This is a genomic window from Vibrio sp. 10N.222.51.C5 (assembly GCF_041474575.1).
GTDB classification, from domain to species: domain Bacteria; phylum Pseudomonadota; class Gammaproteobacteria; order Enterobacterales; family Vibrionaceae; genus Vibrio; species Vibrio crassostreae_C.
In genome coordinates this window covers 30,973-45,253 of the sequence record NZ_JBFRUJ010000038.1, presented here as the reverse complement: position 1 = coordinate 45,253, position 14,281 = coordinate 30,973, and the positions used below count along the sequence as shown (strand labels likewise).

Genomic DNA, 14,281 nt, shown 5'->3' with positions numbered 1-14,281 from the left:
GGTGTTGTAGCTAAAATCTTCGCTTAATAGCATTTAGATTTTTGCACTCTCTTCATTAGAAGAGCACGCATCTGAAAAGGGGAGCTTCGGCTTCCCTTTTGTTTTCTCAAAAGAAATATTACCTTCCATCTGTCTTCTTCCCTCTCGATACAAAACCAACTTCCAATAAATTGCGATTATTTTTCCAACACTACTTGCATACTAAAGTGTGATCTGTATAATGCATCGCACTGGCTAACGCTGGTTGTGAACCAATGAGCACTGAGGAGTAGGTCTTACCTAGTAATGTATACTCAGCTTATGTTCGCGGTTAATAAAAATAGTAAACTTCTTGTTTACTTCAAAAGTTAACTGACAATGCGTCCTAATTTTGGGTGCTACGGTTTCACATAAATCAATCGGCATTCTCTCGTTTTATCGGGTTTGAGTGGCGATATTGTTTGTGTAATTTTTAATAATTGGAGCTCTGTCTCATGCAGAACCAACGTATTCGTATCCGCCTTAAAGCGTTTGATTACAAGCTAATCGATGCTTCAACTGCGGAAATCGTTGAAACAGCAAAACGTACTGGCGCACAGGTTCGTGGTCCTATTCCACTTCCTACTCGTAAAGAGCGTTTCACTGTTCTTACCTCTCCACACGTCAACAAAGATGCACGTGATCAGTACGAAATCCGTACTCACAAGCGTTTGATCGACATCGTTGAGCCAACAGATAAAACTGTTGATGCTCTAATGCGTCTTGATCTTGCAGCTGGCGTTGATGTTCAAATCAGCCTAGGTTAAGGGAGATAAGAATAATGATTGGTCTAGTCGGACGTAAAGTGGGTATGACCCGCGTATTTACTGAAGAAGGCGTTTCTATCCCAGTAACTGTTGTTGAGGTTGAAGCGAACCGTATTTCTCAAGTTAAAACTCTTGAGACAGACGGCTACGCAGCAATCCAAGTAACTACTGGTGCTAAGAAAGCTAACCGTGTAACTAAACCTGAAGCTGGTCACTTCGCGAAAGCGGGTGTAGAAGCAGGTCGCGGTCTTTGGGAATTCCGTTTAGAAAACGGCGAAGAGTTTGAAGTTGGCGCTGAGCTAAACGTAGAACTTTTCAACGAAATTAAAAAAGTAGACGTTACTGGTACATCTAAAGGTAAAGGCTTCCAAGGCGCTATCAAGCGTTGGAACTTCTCTACTCAAGATATGACTCACGGTAACTCTTTGTCTCACCGCGCACCGGGTTCAATTGGCCAATGTCAAACTCCAGGCCGCGTGTTTAAAGGCAAGAAAATGGCAGGTCACATGGGTGCTGAGCGTGTAACGACTCAAAACCTAGAGATCGTACGTGTTGACGCTGAGCGCAATCTACTCCTTATTAAAGGTGCAGTACCGGGCTCAACAGGCGGAAACGTGATCGTAAAACCTGCTGTTAAAGCATAACGTCTAGGAGTAAGTAATGGAATTGATGGTTAAAGGTGCTGATGCACTAACTGTTTCCGAGACTACTTTCGGACGTGACTTCAACGAAGCTCTTGTACACCAAGTAGTTGTTGCATATGCAGCAGGTGCTCGTCAAGGTACTCGTGCTCAAAAGACTCGTTCTGAAGTATCTGGCGGTGGCGCTAAGCCATGGCGTCAAAAAGGTACTGGCCGCGCACGTGCTGGTACAATTCGTAGCCCAATCTGGCGTACAGGTGGTGTTACTTTTGCTGCGAAACCACAAGATCACAGCCAAAAAGTAAACAAAAAAATGTACCGCGGTGCTATGAAGAGCATTCTTTCTGAGCTAGTTCGTCAAGAGCGTTTAATCGTTGTTGATAACTTCTCTGTAGAAGCACCAAAAACAAAAGAACTTGTAGCTAAGCTTAAAGAGCTTGAGCTAAGCGACGTTCTGATTGTGACTGGCGAAGTAGATGAAAATCTATTCTTAGCTGCTCGTAACCTATACAAAGTAGATGCACGTGATGTTGCTGGTGTTGATCCAGTATCACTAATCGCTTTCGACAAGGTTCTAATGACTGCTGACGCAGTTAAGCAAGTTGAGGAGATGCTAGCATGATCACTGAAGAGCGTATCTTAAAAGTTCTACGTGCTCCGCACATCTCTGAAAAAGCAACTATGGCAGCTGAGAAAGCGAACACTATCGTTTTCAAAGTAGCTAAAGATGCAACTAAGAAAGAGATCAAAGCAGCTGTAGAAAAGCTATTTGAAGTTGAAGTTAAGTCTGTAAATACTCTTGTATTAAAGGGTAAGACCAAACGTCAAGGTATGCGTGAAGGCCGTCGTTCAGACGTTAAGAAAGCCTACGTTACTTTGAAAGAAGGTCAAGATCTTGACTTCGTTGGCGGCGCGGAATAACAGGAGTAGTAAAAATGGCTATTGTTAAATGTAAGCCGACTTCCCCTGGTCGTCGTCACGTCGTTAAAGTTGTTAACGCTGACCTACACAAGGGTAAGCCATACGCACCACTTCTAGAGAAAAACTCTAAGAACGGTGGTCGTAACAACAACGGTCGTATTACAGTACGTCACATCGGTGGTGGTCATAAGCACCATTACCGTGTAATTGACTTCAAACGTACTAAAGATGGCATCCCAGCGAAAGTTGAGCGTCTAGAATACGATCCAAACCGTAGTGCTAACATCGCTCTAGTTCTGTACGCAGACGGTGAGCGTCGTTACATCATTGCACCTAAAGGTGTTAACGCAGGCGACCAGATTCAATCTGGCGTAGATGCTGCAATCAAAGCAGGTAACACTCTGCCGATGCGCAACATCCCAGTAGGTTCTACTGTACACTGTGTTGAACTTAAGCCTGGTAAAGGTGCTCAACTAGCTCGTTCGGCTGGTGCTTATGCTCAAATCATCGCTCGCGATGGTGCATACGTAACTATCCGTCTACGTTCTGGTGAGATGCGCAAAGTTCTTTCTGAAGGTCGTGCAACGATCGGTGAAGTTGGTAACTCTGAGCATATGCTACGTGAACTTGGTAAAGCTGGTGCTTCACGCTGGCGCGGCGTACGTCCAACCGTACGTGGTGTAGTAATGAACCCGGTGGATCACCCACATGGTGGTGGTGAAGGCCGCACATCTGGTGGTCGTCACCCAGTTTCTCCTTGGGGCGTTCCTACTAAGGGCTTCAAGACTCGTAAGAACAAGCGCACTGACAAGTACATCGTACGTCGTCGCACTAAATAATTTATAAAGAGGAATCGCCATGCCACGTTCTCTCAAGAAAGGTCCTTTTATTGACCTACACTTGCTGAAGAAGGTAGAGAAAGCGGTGGAAAGCGGAGACAAAAAGCCTATTAAGACTTGGTCCCGTCGCTCAATGATCATCCCAACAATGATTGGTTTGACCATCGCTGTCCATAATGGTCGTCAGCACGTTCCAGTTTTCGTTACCGAAGAAATGATCGGTCACAAACTGGGCGAATTTGCACCAACTCGTACTTATCGCGGTCATGCTGCAGATAAGAAAGCTAAGAAGAAATAAGGAGTAGATGATGGAAGCTTTAGCTAAACATAACTTTGCTCGTATTTCTCCACAGAAAGCTCGCTTAGTTGCAGACCAAATTCGCGGTAAGTCGGTAGACCAAGCTCTAGAAATTCTAACTTTCAGCAACAAAAAAGCTGCTGTATTAGTTAAGAAGGTTCTTGAGTCAGCTATCGCTAACGCGGAACATAACGAAGGTGCAGATATCGACGATCTAAATGTCGCTAAAATCTTCGTAGATGAGGGCCCTATCATGAAGCGTATTATGCCTCGTGCTAAAGGTCGTGCGGATCGTATCTTGAAGCGTTCAAGCCACATCACTATTGTTGTAGCAGATCGCTAAAGACTAGGAGAGTAAGCAATGGGTCAGAAAGTACATCCTAATGGTATTCGTCTTGGCATCGTTAAGCCTTGGAATGCTACATGGTTTGCTAATACCAACGAATTCGCTGACAACCTAGACGGCGACTTCAAGGTACGTCAGTTCCTTACAAAGGAACTACAAAAAGCATCATTATCTCGTATCGTTATCGAGCGTCCAGCTAAGAGCATCCGTGTGACTATTCACACTGCTCGTCCTGGCGTTGTTATCGGTAAGAAAGGTGAAGACGTAGAGAAGCTACGCGCAGCTGTAGCTAAAATCGCAGGTGTACCAGCGCAAATTAACATCGCTGAAGTACGTAAGCCTGAGCTAGATGGTCAGCTTGTAGCTGATAGCATCGCGTCTCAACTAGAGCGTCGTGTTATGTTCCGTCGTGCAATGAAGCGTGCGGTACAAAATGCTATGCGTCTAGGCGCTAAAGGCATCAAAGTACAAGTAGGCGGCCGTCTTGGCGGTGCTGAAATCGCACGTTCTGAGTGGTACCGTGAAGGCCGTGTGCCTCTACACACTCTACGTGCAGACATTGATTACGCAACTTCTTCGGCTCACACTCAATACGGTGTGATCGGCATTAAAGTTTGGATCTTCAAAGGTGAGATTCTAGGCGGTATGCCAGCTGCTAACGCAGTAGAGCCAAAAGGCGATAAGCCTAAGAAGCAGCGTAAAGGCCGTAAGTAAGGAGTCGAACGATGCTACAACCAAAACGTACTAAGTTCCGCAAGGTTATGACTGGTCGTAACCGTGGTCTAGCTAAAGGTACTGAAGTAAGCTTCGGCGAATTCGGTCTTAAAGCTGTTGGCCGTGGTCGTCTGACTGCACGTCAAATCGAAGCGGCACGTCGTGCTATGACACGTCACATTAAGCGTCAAGGTCAAATCTGGATTCGTGTATTCCCAGACAAGCCAATTACTGAAAAGCCTCTTGAAGTTCGTCAAGGTAAAGGTAAAGGTTCAGTTGCGTACTGGGTTGCTCAAATCCAACCAGGCAAAGTTATGTACGAGATGAATGGCGTACCTGAAGAGTTGGCACGTGAAGCGTTCCGCCTAGCGGCACGTAAACTGCCTGTTAAAACTACTTTTGTAACTAAGCAGGTGATGTGATGAAAGCACAAGATCTACGCGAAAAGAACGTTGAAGAGCTTAACGCTGAGCTATTGAATTTGCTACGTGAACAGTTCAACTTGCGCATGCAAGCTGCAACTGGTCAACTTCAGCAAACTCATACTCTAAAAGCTGTACGCCGTGACATCGCACGTGTGAAAACTGTTTTGACTGAAAAGGCAGGCGCATAATGAGCGAAACTAACCGCATCCAGCAAGGCCGTGTAGTAAGCGACAAGATGGACAAGTCTATCGTTGTTGCTATTGAACGCACTGTAAAACACCCAATTTACGGTAAGTTCATCAAACGCACGACTAAAGTACACGCACACGACGAAGACAACACTTGTGGCCTAGGCGACAAAGTTGAAATCGCTGAGTGTCGTCCTCTGTCTAAGACTAAGTCTTGGACATTGGTTAAAGTTCTAGAAAAAGCGAAGATTTAATCTTTGTAATTCTATAACTTATAAGCGGCTCCAAATTATTTTTTGGAGCCGCTTGTTTTTTGTCTACCCAATTTAAAAAAAGGGTGGTACAATTCGCGTCCCTTTTAAAGAGGCAGCCCGACCCGAGAGGGTCTAGTTTTAATATTTAGCGGAGCACTAACAATGATCCAGATGCAAAGTACACTTGACGCAGCAGATAACTCTGGCGCGCGCAAGGTAATGTGTATTAAGGTTCTGGGTGGCTCTCACCGCCGTTATGCACATATCGGTGACGTCATCAAGGTTACAGTGAAGGAAGCGATTCCTCGCGGTAAAGTAAAGAAAGGTGATGTTCTGAAGGCGGTAGTAGTGCGCACCCGTAAAGGCGTTCGTCGCCCAGACGGTTCTGTCATTCGCTTCGACAGTAATGCTTGTGTATTGTTAAATGACACTACTGAGCAACCAGTCGGCACACGTATCTTTGGTCCTGTGACTCGTGAACTTCGTAACGCGAAATTCATGAAGATTGTATCACTAGCACCTGAAGTTCTGTAAGGAGCGGCAATATGGCAGCTAAAATCCGTCGTAATGACGAAGTAATCATTCTTGCTGGTAAAGATAAAGGCAAGAAAGGTAAAGTAACTAAGGTTCTGACAACTGGTAAAGTTATCGTTGAAGGCATCAACCTTGTTAAGAAACACCAAAAGCCGGTTCCGGCTCTAGGTCAACAAGGTGGCATCGTTGAACAAGAAGCAGCTATTGATGCTTCTAACGTTGCTGTTTTTAACGCGGCTACTGGTAAAGCAGACCGTATCGGTTTCCGTATCGAAGATGGCAAGAAAGTTCGTTTCTTCAAATCTAACGGCGAAACTGTTTCTAACTAATTAGAAGTAATTTGGAGTTCTACTATGGCGAAACTGCATGATTACTACAAGTCGTCTGTAGTCGCTGAGCTTACCAAAGAGTTCAGCTACACAAGCGTCATGCAAGTCCCTAGGATTGAGAAAATCACCCTAAATATGGGCGTTGGTGAAGCAATCAACGATAAGAAACTGCTAGAAAACGCAGCAGCTGATATGGCAACGATCTCTGGTCAAAAGCCACTTATCACTAAAGCGCGTAAATCTGTAGCTGGTTTCAAAATTCGTGAAGGCTACCCAATTGGTTGTAAAGTAACCTTGCGTGGTGAGCGCATGTGGGAATTTTTAGAGCGTTTAATCTCTATCGCACTTCCACGTGTACGTGATTTCCGTGGTGTTAGCGCTAAGTCTTTTGACGGTCGCGGTAACTACAGCATGGGCGTTCGCGAGCAAATCATCTTTCCGGAAATCGACTACGATAAAGTCGATCGTGTCCGCGGTCTTGATATCACTATCACGACTTCTGCGGGTTCCGATGAGGAAGGCCGAGCTCTGCTGGCTGCCTTTAACTTCCCATTCCGTAAGTAAGGGTAGGGTTACTGTTATGGCTAAACAATCAATGAAAGCACGTGAAGCTAAACGTGCAAAACTAGTAGCTAAGTTCGCTGAAAAGCGTTCTGCGCTAAAAGTTATCATTAGCGATGTAAACGCATCTGAAGAAGATCGTTGGAATGCGGTTCTTAAACTGCAATCTCTTCCACGTGATTCAAGTGCATCACGTCAGCGCAACCGTTGCAACCAAACTGGTCGTCCACACGGTTACCTACGTAAATTCGGTCTAAGCCGCATTAAGGTTCGTGAAGCTTGCATGAAAGGCGAGATTCCGGGTCTTCGTAAGGCTAGCTGGTAATTGCCACTTAATCATTTGGAGTAAATCTTATGAGCATGCAAGATCCGATTTCGGATATGCTGACCCGAGTTCGTAACGGTCAGGCAGCAAACAAAGTTGCTGTAAAAATGCCTTCTTCAAAGCTTAAAGTTGCAATTGCTGCATTACTTAAAGCTGAAGGTTACATCGTAGACTTCGCTGTTAACAGCGAAGCAAAACCTGAGCTAGAAGTTACTCTTAAGTACTTCCAAGCTAAACCTGTAATCGAGCAAATCAAGCGTGTATCACGTCCTGGTCTAAGAGTTTATAAAAATAAAGACTCTTTACCTACAGTGATGGGTGGTCTTGGTATTGCAGTTGTTTCTACTTCCAAGGGTCTGATGTCTGACCGTGCTGCTCGTAAAGCAGGTCTTGGCGGTGAAATCATCTGTTACGTAGCTTAAGGAGTAGATTATGTCTCGTGTTGCTAAAGCACCTGTCGCTATTCCAGCTGGCGTAGAGGTGAAACTAAACGGCCAAGAAGTTACTGTAAAAGGTAGCAAAGGTGAGCTTACTCGCGTTCTTAACAGCGCCGTAGTTATTGCACAGGAAGAAACCAACCTAACTTTCGGTCCGAAAGAAGGTGTTACTAACGCATGGGCACAAGCTGGTACAGCTCGCGCTCTAGTTAATAACATGGTTGTGGGTGTTACTGAGGGCTTCACTAAGAAGCTAACTCTTAAGGGTGTTGGTTACCGTGCTGCTATGAAAGGCAACTCTGTAGCTCTAACTCTTGGTTTTTCTCACCCAGTAGAGCACGCTCTACCTGAAGGTATTAAAGCTGAGTGCCCTAGCCAAACTGAGATCATCATTACTGGTTGCGATAAGCAAGTAGTAGGTCAAGTTGCGGCTGACATTCGTTCTTACCGTGCTCCTGAGCCTTACAAAGGCAAAGGTGTTCGTTACGCAGATGAAAATGTGCGTACTAAAGAAGCTAAGAAGAAGTAAGGTATCACTATGGATAAGAAAGCATCTCGCATCCGTCGTGCTACACGTGCACGTCGTAAGATTGCAGAACTTGGTGCAACTCGCCTGGTAGTACACCGTACTCCTCGCCATGTTTACGCACAAGTTATCGCGGCAAACGGCTCTGAGGTTATCGCAGCTGCTTCTACTGTAGAAAAAGCGATCCGTGAGCAAGTTAAGAACACTGGTAACGTTGATGCAGCTAAAGCAGTTGGTAAAGCTGTTGCTGAGCGCGCTCTTGAAAAAGGCGTAGCTTCAGTTGCATTTGATCGTTCTGGTTTCCAATACCACGGTCGAGTAGCGGCGCTAGCAGAATCTGCTCGCGAAGCTGGTCTGAAATTCTAAGGTAGGGTTGGAAGATGGCTAAAGAACAACAACAAGCTAATGATTTGCAAGAAAAGCTGATCGCAGTTAACCGTGTATCTAAGACGGTTAAAGGTGGTCGAATCATGAGCTTTACTGCACTAACAGTAGTTGGTGACGGTAACGGTCGCGTAGGTTTCGGTTACGGCAAAGCTCGTGAAGTACCTGCTGCGATTCAAAAAGCAATGGAAAAAGCGCGCCGTAACATGGTTACAGTATCGCTTAACGAAGGCACTCTTCACCACCCGGTGAAAGGTCGTCATTCGGGCTCTAAAGTTTACATGCAGCCAGCTGCAGAAGGTACAGGTGTTATTGCCGGCGGTGCAATGCGTGCTGTACTTGAAGTTGCGGGCGTACATAACGTACTTTCTAAAGCATACGGTTCAACGAACCCGATCAACATCGTTCGTGCAACGATTGGTGCTCTAGTAGACGTTAAGTCACCAGAAATGGTTGCTGCTAAACGTGGTCTAACTGTTGAATCTATTTCGGAGTAAGCACACGATGGCAACTATTAAAGTAACTCAAACTAAAAGCTCAATTGGTCGCCTACCTAAGCACAAAGCGTGTCTTAAAGGTCTAGGTCTTCGTCGCATCAACCATACAGTAGAACTTGAAGATACACCGTGCGTACGCGGTATGATCAACAAGGTTTACTACATGGTTAAGATTGAGGAGTAATCAGAATGCGTTTGAATACTCTATCACCGGCTGCTGGCTCTAAACCTTCTAAGAAGCGTGTAGGTCGTGGTATCGGTTCTGGCCTTGGTAAAACAGGTGGCCGCGGTCACAAAGGTCAAAAGTCACGTTCTGGCGGCTCTGTTCGTCCAGGTTTTGAAGGCGGTCAAATGCCTCTAAAACAACGTCTACCTAAATTCGGTTTCACTTCTCGTAAGAGCCTAGTGTCTGCTGAAGTTCGTCTAGCTGAGCTAGCGAAAGTAACAGGTGACGTAGTTGATCTTAACAGCCTTAAAGCTGCTAACGTTATCACTAAGAACATCGAGTTTGTTAAGATCGTTCTTTCTGGTGACCTAAGTAAAGCTGTGACTGTTAAAGGTCTACGCGTGACTAAAGGCGCTAAAGCTGCAATCGAAGCTGCAGGCGGTAAAATCGAGGAATAATCTCGAGGAACGAGGTACAGATGGCTAAGAAACCAGGACAAGATTTTCGTAGTGCTCAGAGCGGCTTAAGTGAACTAAAGTCGCGCTTATTATTCGTAATTGGTGCACTTTTAGTATTCCGAGCCGGCTCTTTTGTGCCGATCCCTGGTATTGACGCAGCTGTACTTGCCGATTTGTTCGATCAGCAAAAAGGTACCATCGTAGAAATGTTTAACATGTTCTCCGGTGGTGCTCTTGAGCGTGCATCTATATTAGCATTGGGTATCATGCCGTACATTTCGGCATCGATCGTAGTCCAATTGCTAACTGTAGTTCATCCAGCGTTAGCGGAACTCAAGAAAGAGGGTGAAGCAGGCCGTCGTAAGATAAGCCAATATACACGCTACGGCACGCTTGTACTTGCAACATTCCAAGCTATTGGTATCGCAACAGGCTTACCAAACATGGTCGACAATCTGGTTGTTATCAACCAAACCATGTTTACGCTTATTGCTACCGTGAGTTTAGTAACTGGTACCATGTTCTTAATGTGGTTAGGTGAACAAATCACTGAGCGAGGAATCGGTAATGGTATTTCCATTCTGATTTTTGCAGGTATTGTTGCTGGATTGCCTTCTGCAATCGGTCAAACAATCGAGCAAGCGCGTCAAGGTGAATTGCATGTGCTTCTTCTGCTGTTGATTGCTGTATTGTCTTTTGCTGTTATTTACTTCGTAGTTTTCATGGAACGTGGTCAACGTCGTATCGTCGTTAACTATGCGAAACGTCAACAAGGTCGTAAAGTTTTTGCAGCACAAAGCTCTCACTTGCCTCTTAAGATTAATATGGCAGGTGTTATTCCAGCGATTTTCGCATCAAGTATTATTTTGTTCCCAGGAACATTAGCGCAGTGGTTTGGTCAAAATGGTGAAAGCAGCGCGTTCGGTTGGTTAACTGACGTGTCATTAGCTCTTAGCCCAGGTCAACCTTTGTATGTAATGCTTTATGCAGCAGCTATAATCTTCTTCTGTTTCTTCTATACAGCGTTGGTGTTTAACCCACGTGAAACAGCTGATAACTTGAAGAAGTCTGGTGCATTCGTACCCGGTATCCGCCCAGGTGAGCAGACAGCGAAATATATCGATAAAGTGATGACTAGACTAACCCTTGCGGGCGCTCTATACATTACTTTTATATGTCTGATTCCTGAGTTCATGATGGTCGCGTGGAACGTTCGTTTCTACTTTGGCGGCACATCACTACTAATCGTAGTGGTAGTTATCATGGATTTCATGGCACAGGTACAGACTCATCTGATGTCACAACAGTATGATTCTGTGTTAAAGAAAGCGAATCTGAAGGGTTACGGCCGTTAATTCGGTGGTAACAATTTCGATTCCATTTACGGAGTTTAGCAATGAAAGTTCGTGCTTCCGTTAAAAAAATCTGCCGTAACTGTAAAGTTATCAAGCGTAACGGTGTCGTTCGCGTGATTTGCAGTGAGCCAAAGCATAAGCAACGCCAAGGCTAATTAGCAGAAATTTTTACTTGAAATACAAGGTAGAGTCGAGTATATTCCTCGGCCTACCTTTTGCGTGCAAAAGAAGTAGTATGCCGCAGCGTATCCATAACGGGCTTTGCTGCGGATAATTCTTTTATGAACCCCTTAGGAGTGAATAATGGCCCGTATAGCCGGCATTAACATTCCTGATCATAAGCATTCTGTAATTGCACTTACTGCAATCTACGGTATCGGTAAAACTCGCTCTCAAGCTATTCTAGCTGAAGTGGGTATTGCTGAAGATGCTAAGATCAGTGAACTAACTGAAGAGCAGATCGATCAACTGCGTGATGGTGTAGCTAAGTACACTGTAGAAGGTGATCTACGTCGTGAAGTATCGATGAACATCAAGCGTCTTATGGACCTTGGCTGTTACCGCGGTCTTCGTCATCGTCGCAGTCTACCACTACGTGGACAGCGTACTAAAACCAACGCTCGCACCCGTAAGGGTCCGCGCAAGCCGATCAAGAAATAGTCGGATAAGGTAGAGTACAATGGCAAAACAACCAACTCGCGCGCGTAAGCGCGTACGCAAGCAAGTAGCTGATGGCGTAGCGCACATTCATGCTTCTTTCAACAACACAATCGTAACTATCACTGACCGTCAAGGCAACGCTCTTGCATGGGCTACAGCAGGTGGTTCAGGTTTCCGTGGTTCTCGTAAATCTACTCCGTTCGCAGCACAAGTTGCAGCTGAGCGTTGTGGTGAAATGGCTAAAGAATATGGCCTAAAGAACTTGGAAGTTATGGTTAAGGGTCCAGGTCCAGGTCGCGAATCTACTGTTCGTGCACTGAACGCTGCTGGTTTCCGTATCACTAACATTGTTGATGCGACACCAATCCCTCATAACGGTTGTCGTCCACCTAAGAAACGTCGCGTTTAAGTTTCGTTTCTAGGAATATTGGAGAAAGATCATGGCAAGATATTTGGGTCCTAAGCTTAAGCTTAGCCGTCGCGAAGGTACTGACTTATTCCTTAAGTCTGGTGTCCGTGCGATCGATACCAAGTGTAAAATTGATAACGCACCAGGTGTACACGGCGCTCGTCGCGGTCGTCTATCTGAGTATGGCGTTCAGCTTCGTGAGAAGCAAAAAGTTCGTCGTATCTACGGCGTTCTAGAAAAACAATTCCGCAACTACTACAAAGAAGCTGCACGTCTTAAAGGCAACACAGGTGCAAACCTGCTTCAGCTTCTTGAAGGTCGTCTTGATAACGTAGTTTACCGTATGGGCTTTGGCGCTACTCGTGCTGAATCTCGTCAACTAGTTAGCCACAAGTCTATTCTAGTTAACGGTAAAGTTGTAAACGTTCCTTCTTTCAAAGTAGCGGCAAACGACGTTGTTTCTATCCGCGAGAAAGCTAAACAGCAATCTCGTATTAAAGCGGCTCTAGAAGTTGCTGAACAACGTGAAAAGCCAACTTGGATTGAAGTAGATGCTGGCAAAATGGAAGGTACATTCAAGCGTATGCCTGAGCGTTCTGACCTATCAGCTGACATCAATGAACACTTGATCGTCGAACTTTACTCTAAGTAAGGTTAAAAAAAGAGAGGACACAATGCAGGGTTCTGTAACAGAATTTCTTAAGCCGCGTCTTGTTGACATTGAACAGATCAATACGACACACGCGAAAGTAACTCTTGAGCCATTAGAGCGCGGTTTCGGCCACACTCTAGGTAATGCTCTTCGCCGCATTCTTCTATCTTCTATGCCGGGTTGTGCCGTAACAGAAGTTGAAATTGAAGGTGTGCTACACGAATACAGCACTAAAGAAGGCGTTCAGGAAGATATCCTGGAAATCCTTCTAAACCTTAAAGGTTTGGCTGTACGCGTTGCTGAAGGCAAAGATGAAGTGTTTATTACACTGAACAAATCAGGCTCAGGCCCTGTTGTTGCAGGTGACATCACCCACGATGGTGATGTAGAGATCGCTAACCCTGAGCACGTAATTTGTCACCTAACGGATGACAACGCTGAGATCGCTATGCGTATCAAAGTAGAACGTGGTCGTGGTTACGTTCCAGCTTCAGCTCGTATCCATACTGAAGAAGATGAGCGTCCTATCGGTCGTCTACTAGTTGACGCTACTTACAGCCCGGTTGATAAAATCGCTTACGCTGTAGAAGCGGCACGTGTAGAACAACGTACTGATTTAGACAAGCTTGTTATCGATATGGAAACGAACGGTACTCTAGAACCTGAGGAAGCAATCCGTCGTGCAGCTACTATTTTAGCTGAACAACTGGATGCGTTCGTAGATCTTCGTGATGTACGTGTACCTGAGGAGAAGGAAGAGAAGCCAGAATTCGATCCTATCCTACTACGTCCTGTAGACGATCTTGAACTAACAGTTCGCTCTGCTAACTGTTTGAAAGCAGAAGCGATTCACTACATCGGTGATCTTGTACAGCGCACTGAGGTTGAGCTACTTAAAACGCCAAACCTTGGTAAGAAATCTCTTACAGAGATTAAAGATGTGCTTGCTTCACGTGGTCTTTCTCTAGGCATGCGTCTAGAAAACTGGCCACCAGCGTCAATCGCTGAAGATTAATCGAAAAGTTAGAAGGATTAGGTCATGCGCCATCGTAAAAGTGGTCGTCAACTCAACCGCAACAGCAGTCATCGCAAAGCGATGTTCAGCAACATGGCTAGCTCTCTTGTTCGTCACGAAGTTATTAAAACTACCGTGCCTAAAGCAAAAGAACTACGTCGCGTAATTGAGCCATTGATTACCCTAGCTAAGACAGACAGTGTTGCTAACCGTCGTCTTGCATTTGCTCGCACTCGTGATAACGAAGTTGTGGCAAAACTATTTAATGAACTAGGCCCGCGTTTCGCGGCTCGCCAAGGTGGTTACACTCGCATTCTTAAATGTGGTTTCCGTACTGGTGATAAAGCTCCAATGGCTTACATTGAGCTTGTAGACCGCCCAGCTGCTGAAGAAGCTGCTGAGTAATCTATACTAGATTCTTAATACAAAAGCCGAGCATTAGCTCGGCTTTTTTGTGTCTGTAGAACAAGGAATAGACAATAGAAATTGCACCATGATGTTTGGCATTTTTTGCTTGTCTTGTCTGCGCCATTTTTCAAAAATATCTCGTATCTCGTATCTC

28 protein-coding genes are annotated in these 14,281 nt (G+C 45.2%); all 28 read left to right on the top strand.

Annotated features, from left to right (window positions below):
- Positions 1–473: 473 nt before the first annotated feature.
- Entirely contained in the window at positions 474–785 is a 312-nt protein-coding gene (gene rpsJ / locus AB4558_RS12670) for a 30S ribosomal protein S10 (protein ID WP_004736761.1), read from the top strand.
- A gap of 14 nt (positions 786–799) precedes the next feature.
- Positions 800–1,429: a 50S ribosomal protein L3 gene (gene rplC, locus AB4558_RS12665; RefSeq protein WP_004736763.1), complete on the top strand. Its 630-nt coding sequence runs from the start codon at positions 800–802 to the stop codon at positions 1,427–1,429.
- Between the two features lie 16 nt (positions 1,430–1,445).
- Positions 1,446–2,048 (top strand): 50S ribosomal protein L4, encoded by a 603-nt coding sequence (gene rplD / locus AB4558_RS12660; RefSeq protein WP_004738803.1) that lies wholly within the window; start codon positions 1,446–1,448, stop codon positions 2,046–2,048.
- The gene (gene rplW / locus AB4558_RS12655; protein WP_004736765.1) at positions 2,045–2,347 is read left to right on the top strand and encodes a 50S ribosomal protein L23; all 303 of its coding nucleotides are present in this window, start codon (positions 2,045–2,047) and stop codon (positions 2,345–2,347) included. The genes rplD and rplW overlap by 4 nt, the downstream gene beginning before the upstream one ends.
- A 14-nt stretch (positions 2,348–2,361) precedes the next feature.
- Positions 2,362–3,186: a 50S ribosomal protein L2 gene (rplB, locus tag AB4558_RS12650; RefSeq protein WP_010435149.1), complete on the top strand. Its 825-nt coding sequence runs from the start codon at positions 2,362–2,364 to the stop codon at positions 3,184–3,186.
- A gap of 19 nt (positions 3,187–3,205) precedes the next feature.
- On the top strand, positions 3,206–3,484 hold the full coding sequence (rpsS, locus tag AB4558_RS12645; protein ID WP_004736729.1) for a 30S ribosomal protein S19: 279 nt from the start codon (positions 3,206–3,208) through the stop codon (positions 3,482–3,484).
- A 10-nt stretch (positions 3,485–3,494) separates the two neighbouring features.
- A complete protein-coding gene (gene rplV, locus AB4558_RS12640; protein WP_004736732.1) occupies positions 3,495–3,827 on the top strand; it encodes a 50S ribosomal protein L22 in 333 nt (110 codons plus the stop codon).
- Positions 3,828–3,845: 18 nt separating this feature from the next.
- Positions 3,846–4,544, top strand: a complete 699-nt coding sequence (gene rpsC / locus AB4558_RS12635; protein WP_004736734.1) for a 30S ribosomal protein S3 — start codon at positions 3,846–3,848, stop codon at positions 4,542–4,544.
- Between the two features lie 11 nt (positions 4,545–4,555).
- On the top strand, positions 4,556–4,966 hold the full coding sequence (rplP, locus tag AB4558_RS12630) for a 50S ribosomal protein L16 (RefSeq protein ID WP_004736736.1): 411 nt from the start codon (positions 4,556–4,558) through the stop codon (positions 4,964–4,966).
- Complete coding sequence (gene rpmC / locus AB4558_RS12625; protein ID WP_004736737.1) at positions 4,966–5,157, top strand: 50S ribosomal protein L29; 192 nt, start codon at positions 4,966–4,968, stop codon at positions 5,155–5,157. Before rplP ends, rpmC begins: the two co-directional genes overlap by 1 nt.
- Positions 5,157–5,411 (top strand): 30S ribosomal protein S17, encoded by a 255-nt coding sequence (gene rpsQ / locus AB4558_RS12620; protein ID WP_004736739.1) that lies wholly within the window; start codon positions 5,157–5,159, stop codon positions 5,409–5,411. Before rpmC ends, rpsQ begins: the two co-directional genes overlap by 1 nt.
- Before the next feature lie 162 nt (positions 5,412–5,573).
- The gene (gene rplN / locus AB4558_RS12615; protein WP_004736740.1) at positions 5,574–5,945 is read left to right on the top strand and encodes a 50S ribosomal protein L14; all 372 of its coding nucleotides are present in this window, start codon (positions 5,574–5,576) and stop codon (positions 5,943–5,945) included.
- Positions 5,946–5,956: 11 nt separating this feature from the next.
- Complete coding sequence (rplX, locus tag AB4558_RS12610; RefSeq protein WP_004738792.1) at positions 5,957–6,274, top strand: 50S ribosomal protein L24; 318 nt, start codon at positions 5,957–5,959, stop codon at positions 6,272–6,274.
- Positions 6,275–6,298: 24 nt separating this feature from the next.
- Positions 6,299–6,838, top strand: a complete 540-nt coding sequence (rplE, locus tag AB4558_RS12605; protein WP_004738790.1) for a 50S ribosomal protein L5 — start codon at positions 6,299–6,301, stop codon at positions 6,836–6,838.
- Between the two features lie 16 nt (positions 6,839–6,854).
- Positions 6,855–7,160: a 30S ribosomal protein S14 gene (gene rpsN, locus AB4558_RS12600; protein ID WP_004738789.1), complete on the top strand. Its 306-nt coding sequence runs from the start codon at positions 6,855–6,857 to the stop codon at positions 7,158–7,160.
- A 29-nt stretch (positions 7,161–7,189) separates the two neighbouring features.
- Positions 7,190–7,582 (top strand): 30S ribosomal protein S8, encoded by a 393-nt coding sequence (gene rpsH, locus AB4558_RS12595; RefSeq protein WP_017061309.1) that lies wholly within the window; start codon positions 7,190–7,192, stop codon positions 7,580–7,582.
- 10 nt (positions 7,583–7,592) lie between these two features.
- Positions 7,593–8,126, top strand: a complete 534-nt coding sequence (gene rplF, locus AB4558_RS12590; protein ID WP_017063712.1) for a 50S ribosomal protein L6 — start codon at positions 7,593–7,595, stop codon at positions 8,124–8,126.
- A 9-nt stretch (positions 8,127–8,135) separates the two neighbouring features.
- A complete protein-coding gene (gene rplR, locus AB4558_RS12585; RefSeq protein ID WP_004738784.1) occupies positions 8,136–8,489 on the top strand; it encodes a 50S ribosomal protein L18 in 354 nt (117 codons plus the stop codon).
- Between the two features lie 14 nt (positions 8,490–8,503).
- Positions 8,504–9,004: a 30S ribosomal protein S5 gene (rpsE, locus tag AB4558_RS12580; RefSeq protein ID WP_017061307.1), complete on the top strand. Its 501-nt coding sequence runs from the start codon at positions 8,504–8,506 to the stop codon at positions 9,002–9,004.
- A gap of 7 nt (positions 9,005–9,011) precedes the next feature.
- Positions 9,012–9,188, top strand: coding sequence for a 50S ribosomal protein L30 (rpmD, locus tag AB4558_RS12575; RefSeq protein ID WP_004736756.1), 177 nt, complete (start codon positions 9,012–9,014; stop codon positions 9,186–9,188).
- A gap of 5 nt (positions 9,189–9,193) precedes the next feature.
- Positions 9,194–9,628 carry a 50S ribosomal protein L15 gene (gene rplO, locus AB4558_RS12570; protein WP_004736758.1) on the top strand — a complete coding sequence of 145 codons (435 nt, stop codon included), beginning with the start codon at positions 9,194–9,196 and terminating at the stop codon, positions 9,626–9,628.
- A gap of 20 nt (positions 9,629–9,648) precedes the next feature.
- Positions 9,649–10,983 carry a preprotein translocase subunit SecY gene (secY, locus tag AB4558_RS12565; RefSeq protein ID WP_004738781.1) on the top strand — a complete coding sequence of 445 codons (1,335 nt, stop codon included), beginning with the start codon at positions 9,649–9,651 and terminating at the stop codon, positions 10,981–10,983.
- A gap of 41 nt (positions 10,984–11,024) precedes the next feature.
- Complete coding sequence (gene rpmJ, locus AB4558_RS12560; RefSeq protein WP_000868186.1) at positions 11,025–11,138, top strand: 50S ribosomal protein L36; 114 nt, start codon at positions 11,025–11,027, stop codon at positions 11,136–11,138.
- A 148-nt stretch (positions 11,139–11,286) separates the two neighbouring features.
- A complete protein-coding gene (rpsM, locus tag AB4558_RS12555) occupies positions 11,287–11,643 on the top strand; it encodes a 30S ribosomal protein S13 (RefSeq protein ID WP_004738779.1) in 357 nt (118 codons plus the stop codon).
- Positions 11,644–11,662: 19 nt separating this feature from the next.
- Positions 11,663–12,052, top strand: a complete 390-nt coding sequence (gene rpsK / locus AB4558_RS12550; protein WP_004738778.1) for a 30S ribosomal protein S11 — start codon at positions 11,663–11,665, stop codon at positions 12,050–12,052.
- A gap of 31 nt (positions 12,053–12,083) precedes the next feature.
- On the top strand, positions 12,084–12,704 hold the full coding sequence (gene rpsD, locus AB4558_RS12545) for a 30S ribosomal protein S4 (protein WP_004738777.1): 621 nt from the start codon (positions 12,084–12,086) through the stop codon (positions 12,702–12,704).
- Between the two features lie 22 nt (positions 12,705–12,726).
- Positions 12,727–13,719 (top strand): DNA-directed RNA polymerase subunit alpha, encoded by a 993-nt coding sequence (locus tag AB4558_RS12540; RefSeq protein WP_004729813.1) that lies wholly within the window; start codon positions 12,727–12,729, stop codon positions 13,717–13,719.
- Between the two features lie 24 nt (positions 13,720–13,743).
- Positions 13,744–14,124, top strand: a complete 381-nt coding sequence (gene rplQ, locus AB4558_RS12535) for a 50S ribosomal protein L17 (RefSeq protein WP_004729812.1) — start codon at positions 13,744–13,746, stop codon at positions 14,122–14,124.
- Positions 14,125–14,281: the final 157 nt, after the last annotated feature.

What these genes read in the sequence shown, in the direction of transcription:
- rpsJ (WP_004736761.1), top strand. Translation starts at nt 474, where the DNA reads ATGCAGAACCAACGTATTCGTATCCGCCTTAAAGCGTTTGATTACAAG.
- rpsS (WP_004736729.1), top strand. Translation starts at nt 3,206, where the DNA reads ATGCCACGTTCTCTCAAGAAAGGTCCTTTTATTGACCTACACTTGCTG.
- rplF (WP_017063712.1), top strand. Translation starts at nt 7,593, where the DNA reads ATGTCTCGTGTTGCTAAAGCACCTGTCGCTATTCCAGCTGGCGTAGAG.
- rpsD (WP_004738777.1), top strand. Translation starts at nt 12,084, where the DNA reads ATGGCAAGATATTTGGGTCCTAAGCTTAAGCTTAGCCGTCGCGAAGGT.
- rplR (WP_004738784.1), top strand. Translation starts at nt 8,136, where the DNA reads ATGGATAAGAAAGCATCTCGCATCCGTCGTGCTACACGTGCACGTCGT.
- AB4558_RS12540 (WP_004729813.1), top strand. Translation starts at nt 12,727, where the DNA reads ATGCAGGGTTCTGTAACAGAATTTCTTAAGCCGCGTCTTGTTGACATT.
- rplW (WP_004736765.1), top strand. Translation starts at nt 2,045, where the DNA reads ATGATCACTGAAGAGCGTATCTTAAAAGTTCTACGTGCTCCGCACATC.
- rplP (WP_004736736.1), top strand. Translation starts at nt 4,556, where the DNA reads ATGCTACAACCAAAACGTACTAAGTTCCGCAAGGTTATGACTGGTCGT.
- rplQ (WP_004729812.1), top strand. Translation starts at nt 13,744, where the DNA reads ATGCGCCATCGTAAAAGTGGTCGTCAACTCAACCGCAACAGCAGTCAT.
- rplN (WP_004736740.1), top strand. Translation starts at nt 5,574, where the DNA reads ATGATCCAGATGCAAAGTACACTTGACGCAGCAGATAACTCTGGCGCG.
- rpsN (WP_004738789.1), top strand. Translation starts at nt 6,855, where the DNA reads ATGGCTAAACAATCAATGAAAGCACGTGAAGCTAAACGTGCAAAACTA.
- rplB (WP_010435149.1), top strand. Translation starts at nt 2,362, where the DNA reads ATGGCTATTGTTAAATGTAAGCCGACTTCCCCTGGTCGTCGTCACGTC.
- rplO (WP_004736758.1), top strand. Translation starts at nt 9,194, where the DNA reads ATGCGTTTGAATACTCTATCACCGGCTGCTGGCTCTAAACCTTCTAAG.
- rpsM (WP_004738779.1), top strand. Translation starts at nt 11,287, where the DNA reads ATGGCCCGTATAGCCGGCATTAACATTCCTGATCATAAGCATTCTGTA.
- rpmJ (WP_000868186.1), top strand. Translation starts at nt 11,025, where the DNA reads ATGAAAGTTCGTGCTTCCGTTAAAAAAATCTGCCGTAACTGTAAAGTT.
- rpsK (WP_004738778.1), top strand. Translation starts at nt 11,663, where the DNA reads ATGGCAAAACAACCAACTCGCGCGCGTAAGCGCGTACGCAAGCAAGTA.
- rplV (WP_004736732.1), top strand. Translation starts at nt 3,495, where the DNA reads ATGGAAGCTTTAGCTAAACATAACTTTGCTCGTATTTCTCCACAGAAA.
- rpmD (WP_004736756.1), top strand. Translation starts at nt 9,012, where the DNA reads ATGGCAACTATTAAAGTAACTCAAACTAAAAGCTCAATTGGTCGCCTA.
- rplX (WP_004738792.1), top strand. Translation starts at nt 5,957, where the DNA reads ATGGCAGCTAAAATCCGTCGTAATGACGAAGTAATCATTCTTGCTGGT.
- rplD (WP_004738803.1), top strand. Translation starts at nt 1,446, where the DNA reads ATGGAATTGATGGTTAAAGGTGCTGATGCACTAACTGTTTCCGAGACT.
- rpsH (WP_017061309.1), top strand. Translation starts at nt 7,190, where the DNA reads ATGAGCATGCAAGATCCGATTTCGGATATGCTGACCCGAGTTCGTAAC.
- rplE (WP_004738790.1), top strand. Translation starts at nt 6,299, where the DNA reads ATGGCGAAACTGCATGATTACTACAAGTCGTCTGTAGTCGCTGAGCTT.
- secY (WP_004738781.1), top strand. Translation starts at nt 9,649, where the DNA reads ATGGCTAAGAAACCAGGACAAGATTTTCGTAGTGCTCAGAGCGGCTTA.
- rpmC (WP_004736737.1), top strand. Translation starts at nt 4,966, where the DNA reads ATGAAAGCACAAGATCTACGCGAAAAGAACGTTGAAGAGCTTAACGCT.
- rpsC (WP_004736734.1), top strand. Translation starts at nt 3,846, where the DNA reads ATGGGTCAGAAAGTACATCCTAATGGTATTCGTCTTGGCATCGTTAAG.
- rpsE (WP_017061307.1), top strand. Translation starts at nt 8,504, where the DNA reads ATGGCTAAAGAACAACAACAAGCTAATGATTTGCAAGAAAAGCTGATC.
- rpsQ (WP_004736739.1), top strand. Translation starts at nt 5,157, where the DNA reads ATGAGCGAAACTAACCGCATCCAGCAAGGCCGTGTAGTAAGCGACAAG.
- rplC (WP_004736763.1), top strand. Translation starts at nt 800, where the DNA reads ATGATTGGTCTAGTCGGACGTAAAGTGGGTATGACCCGCGTATTTACT.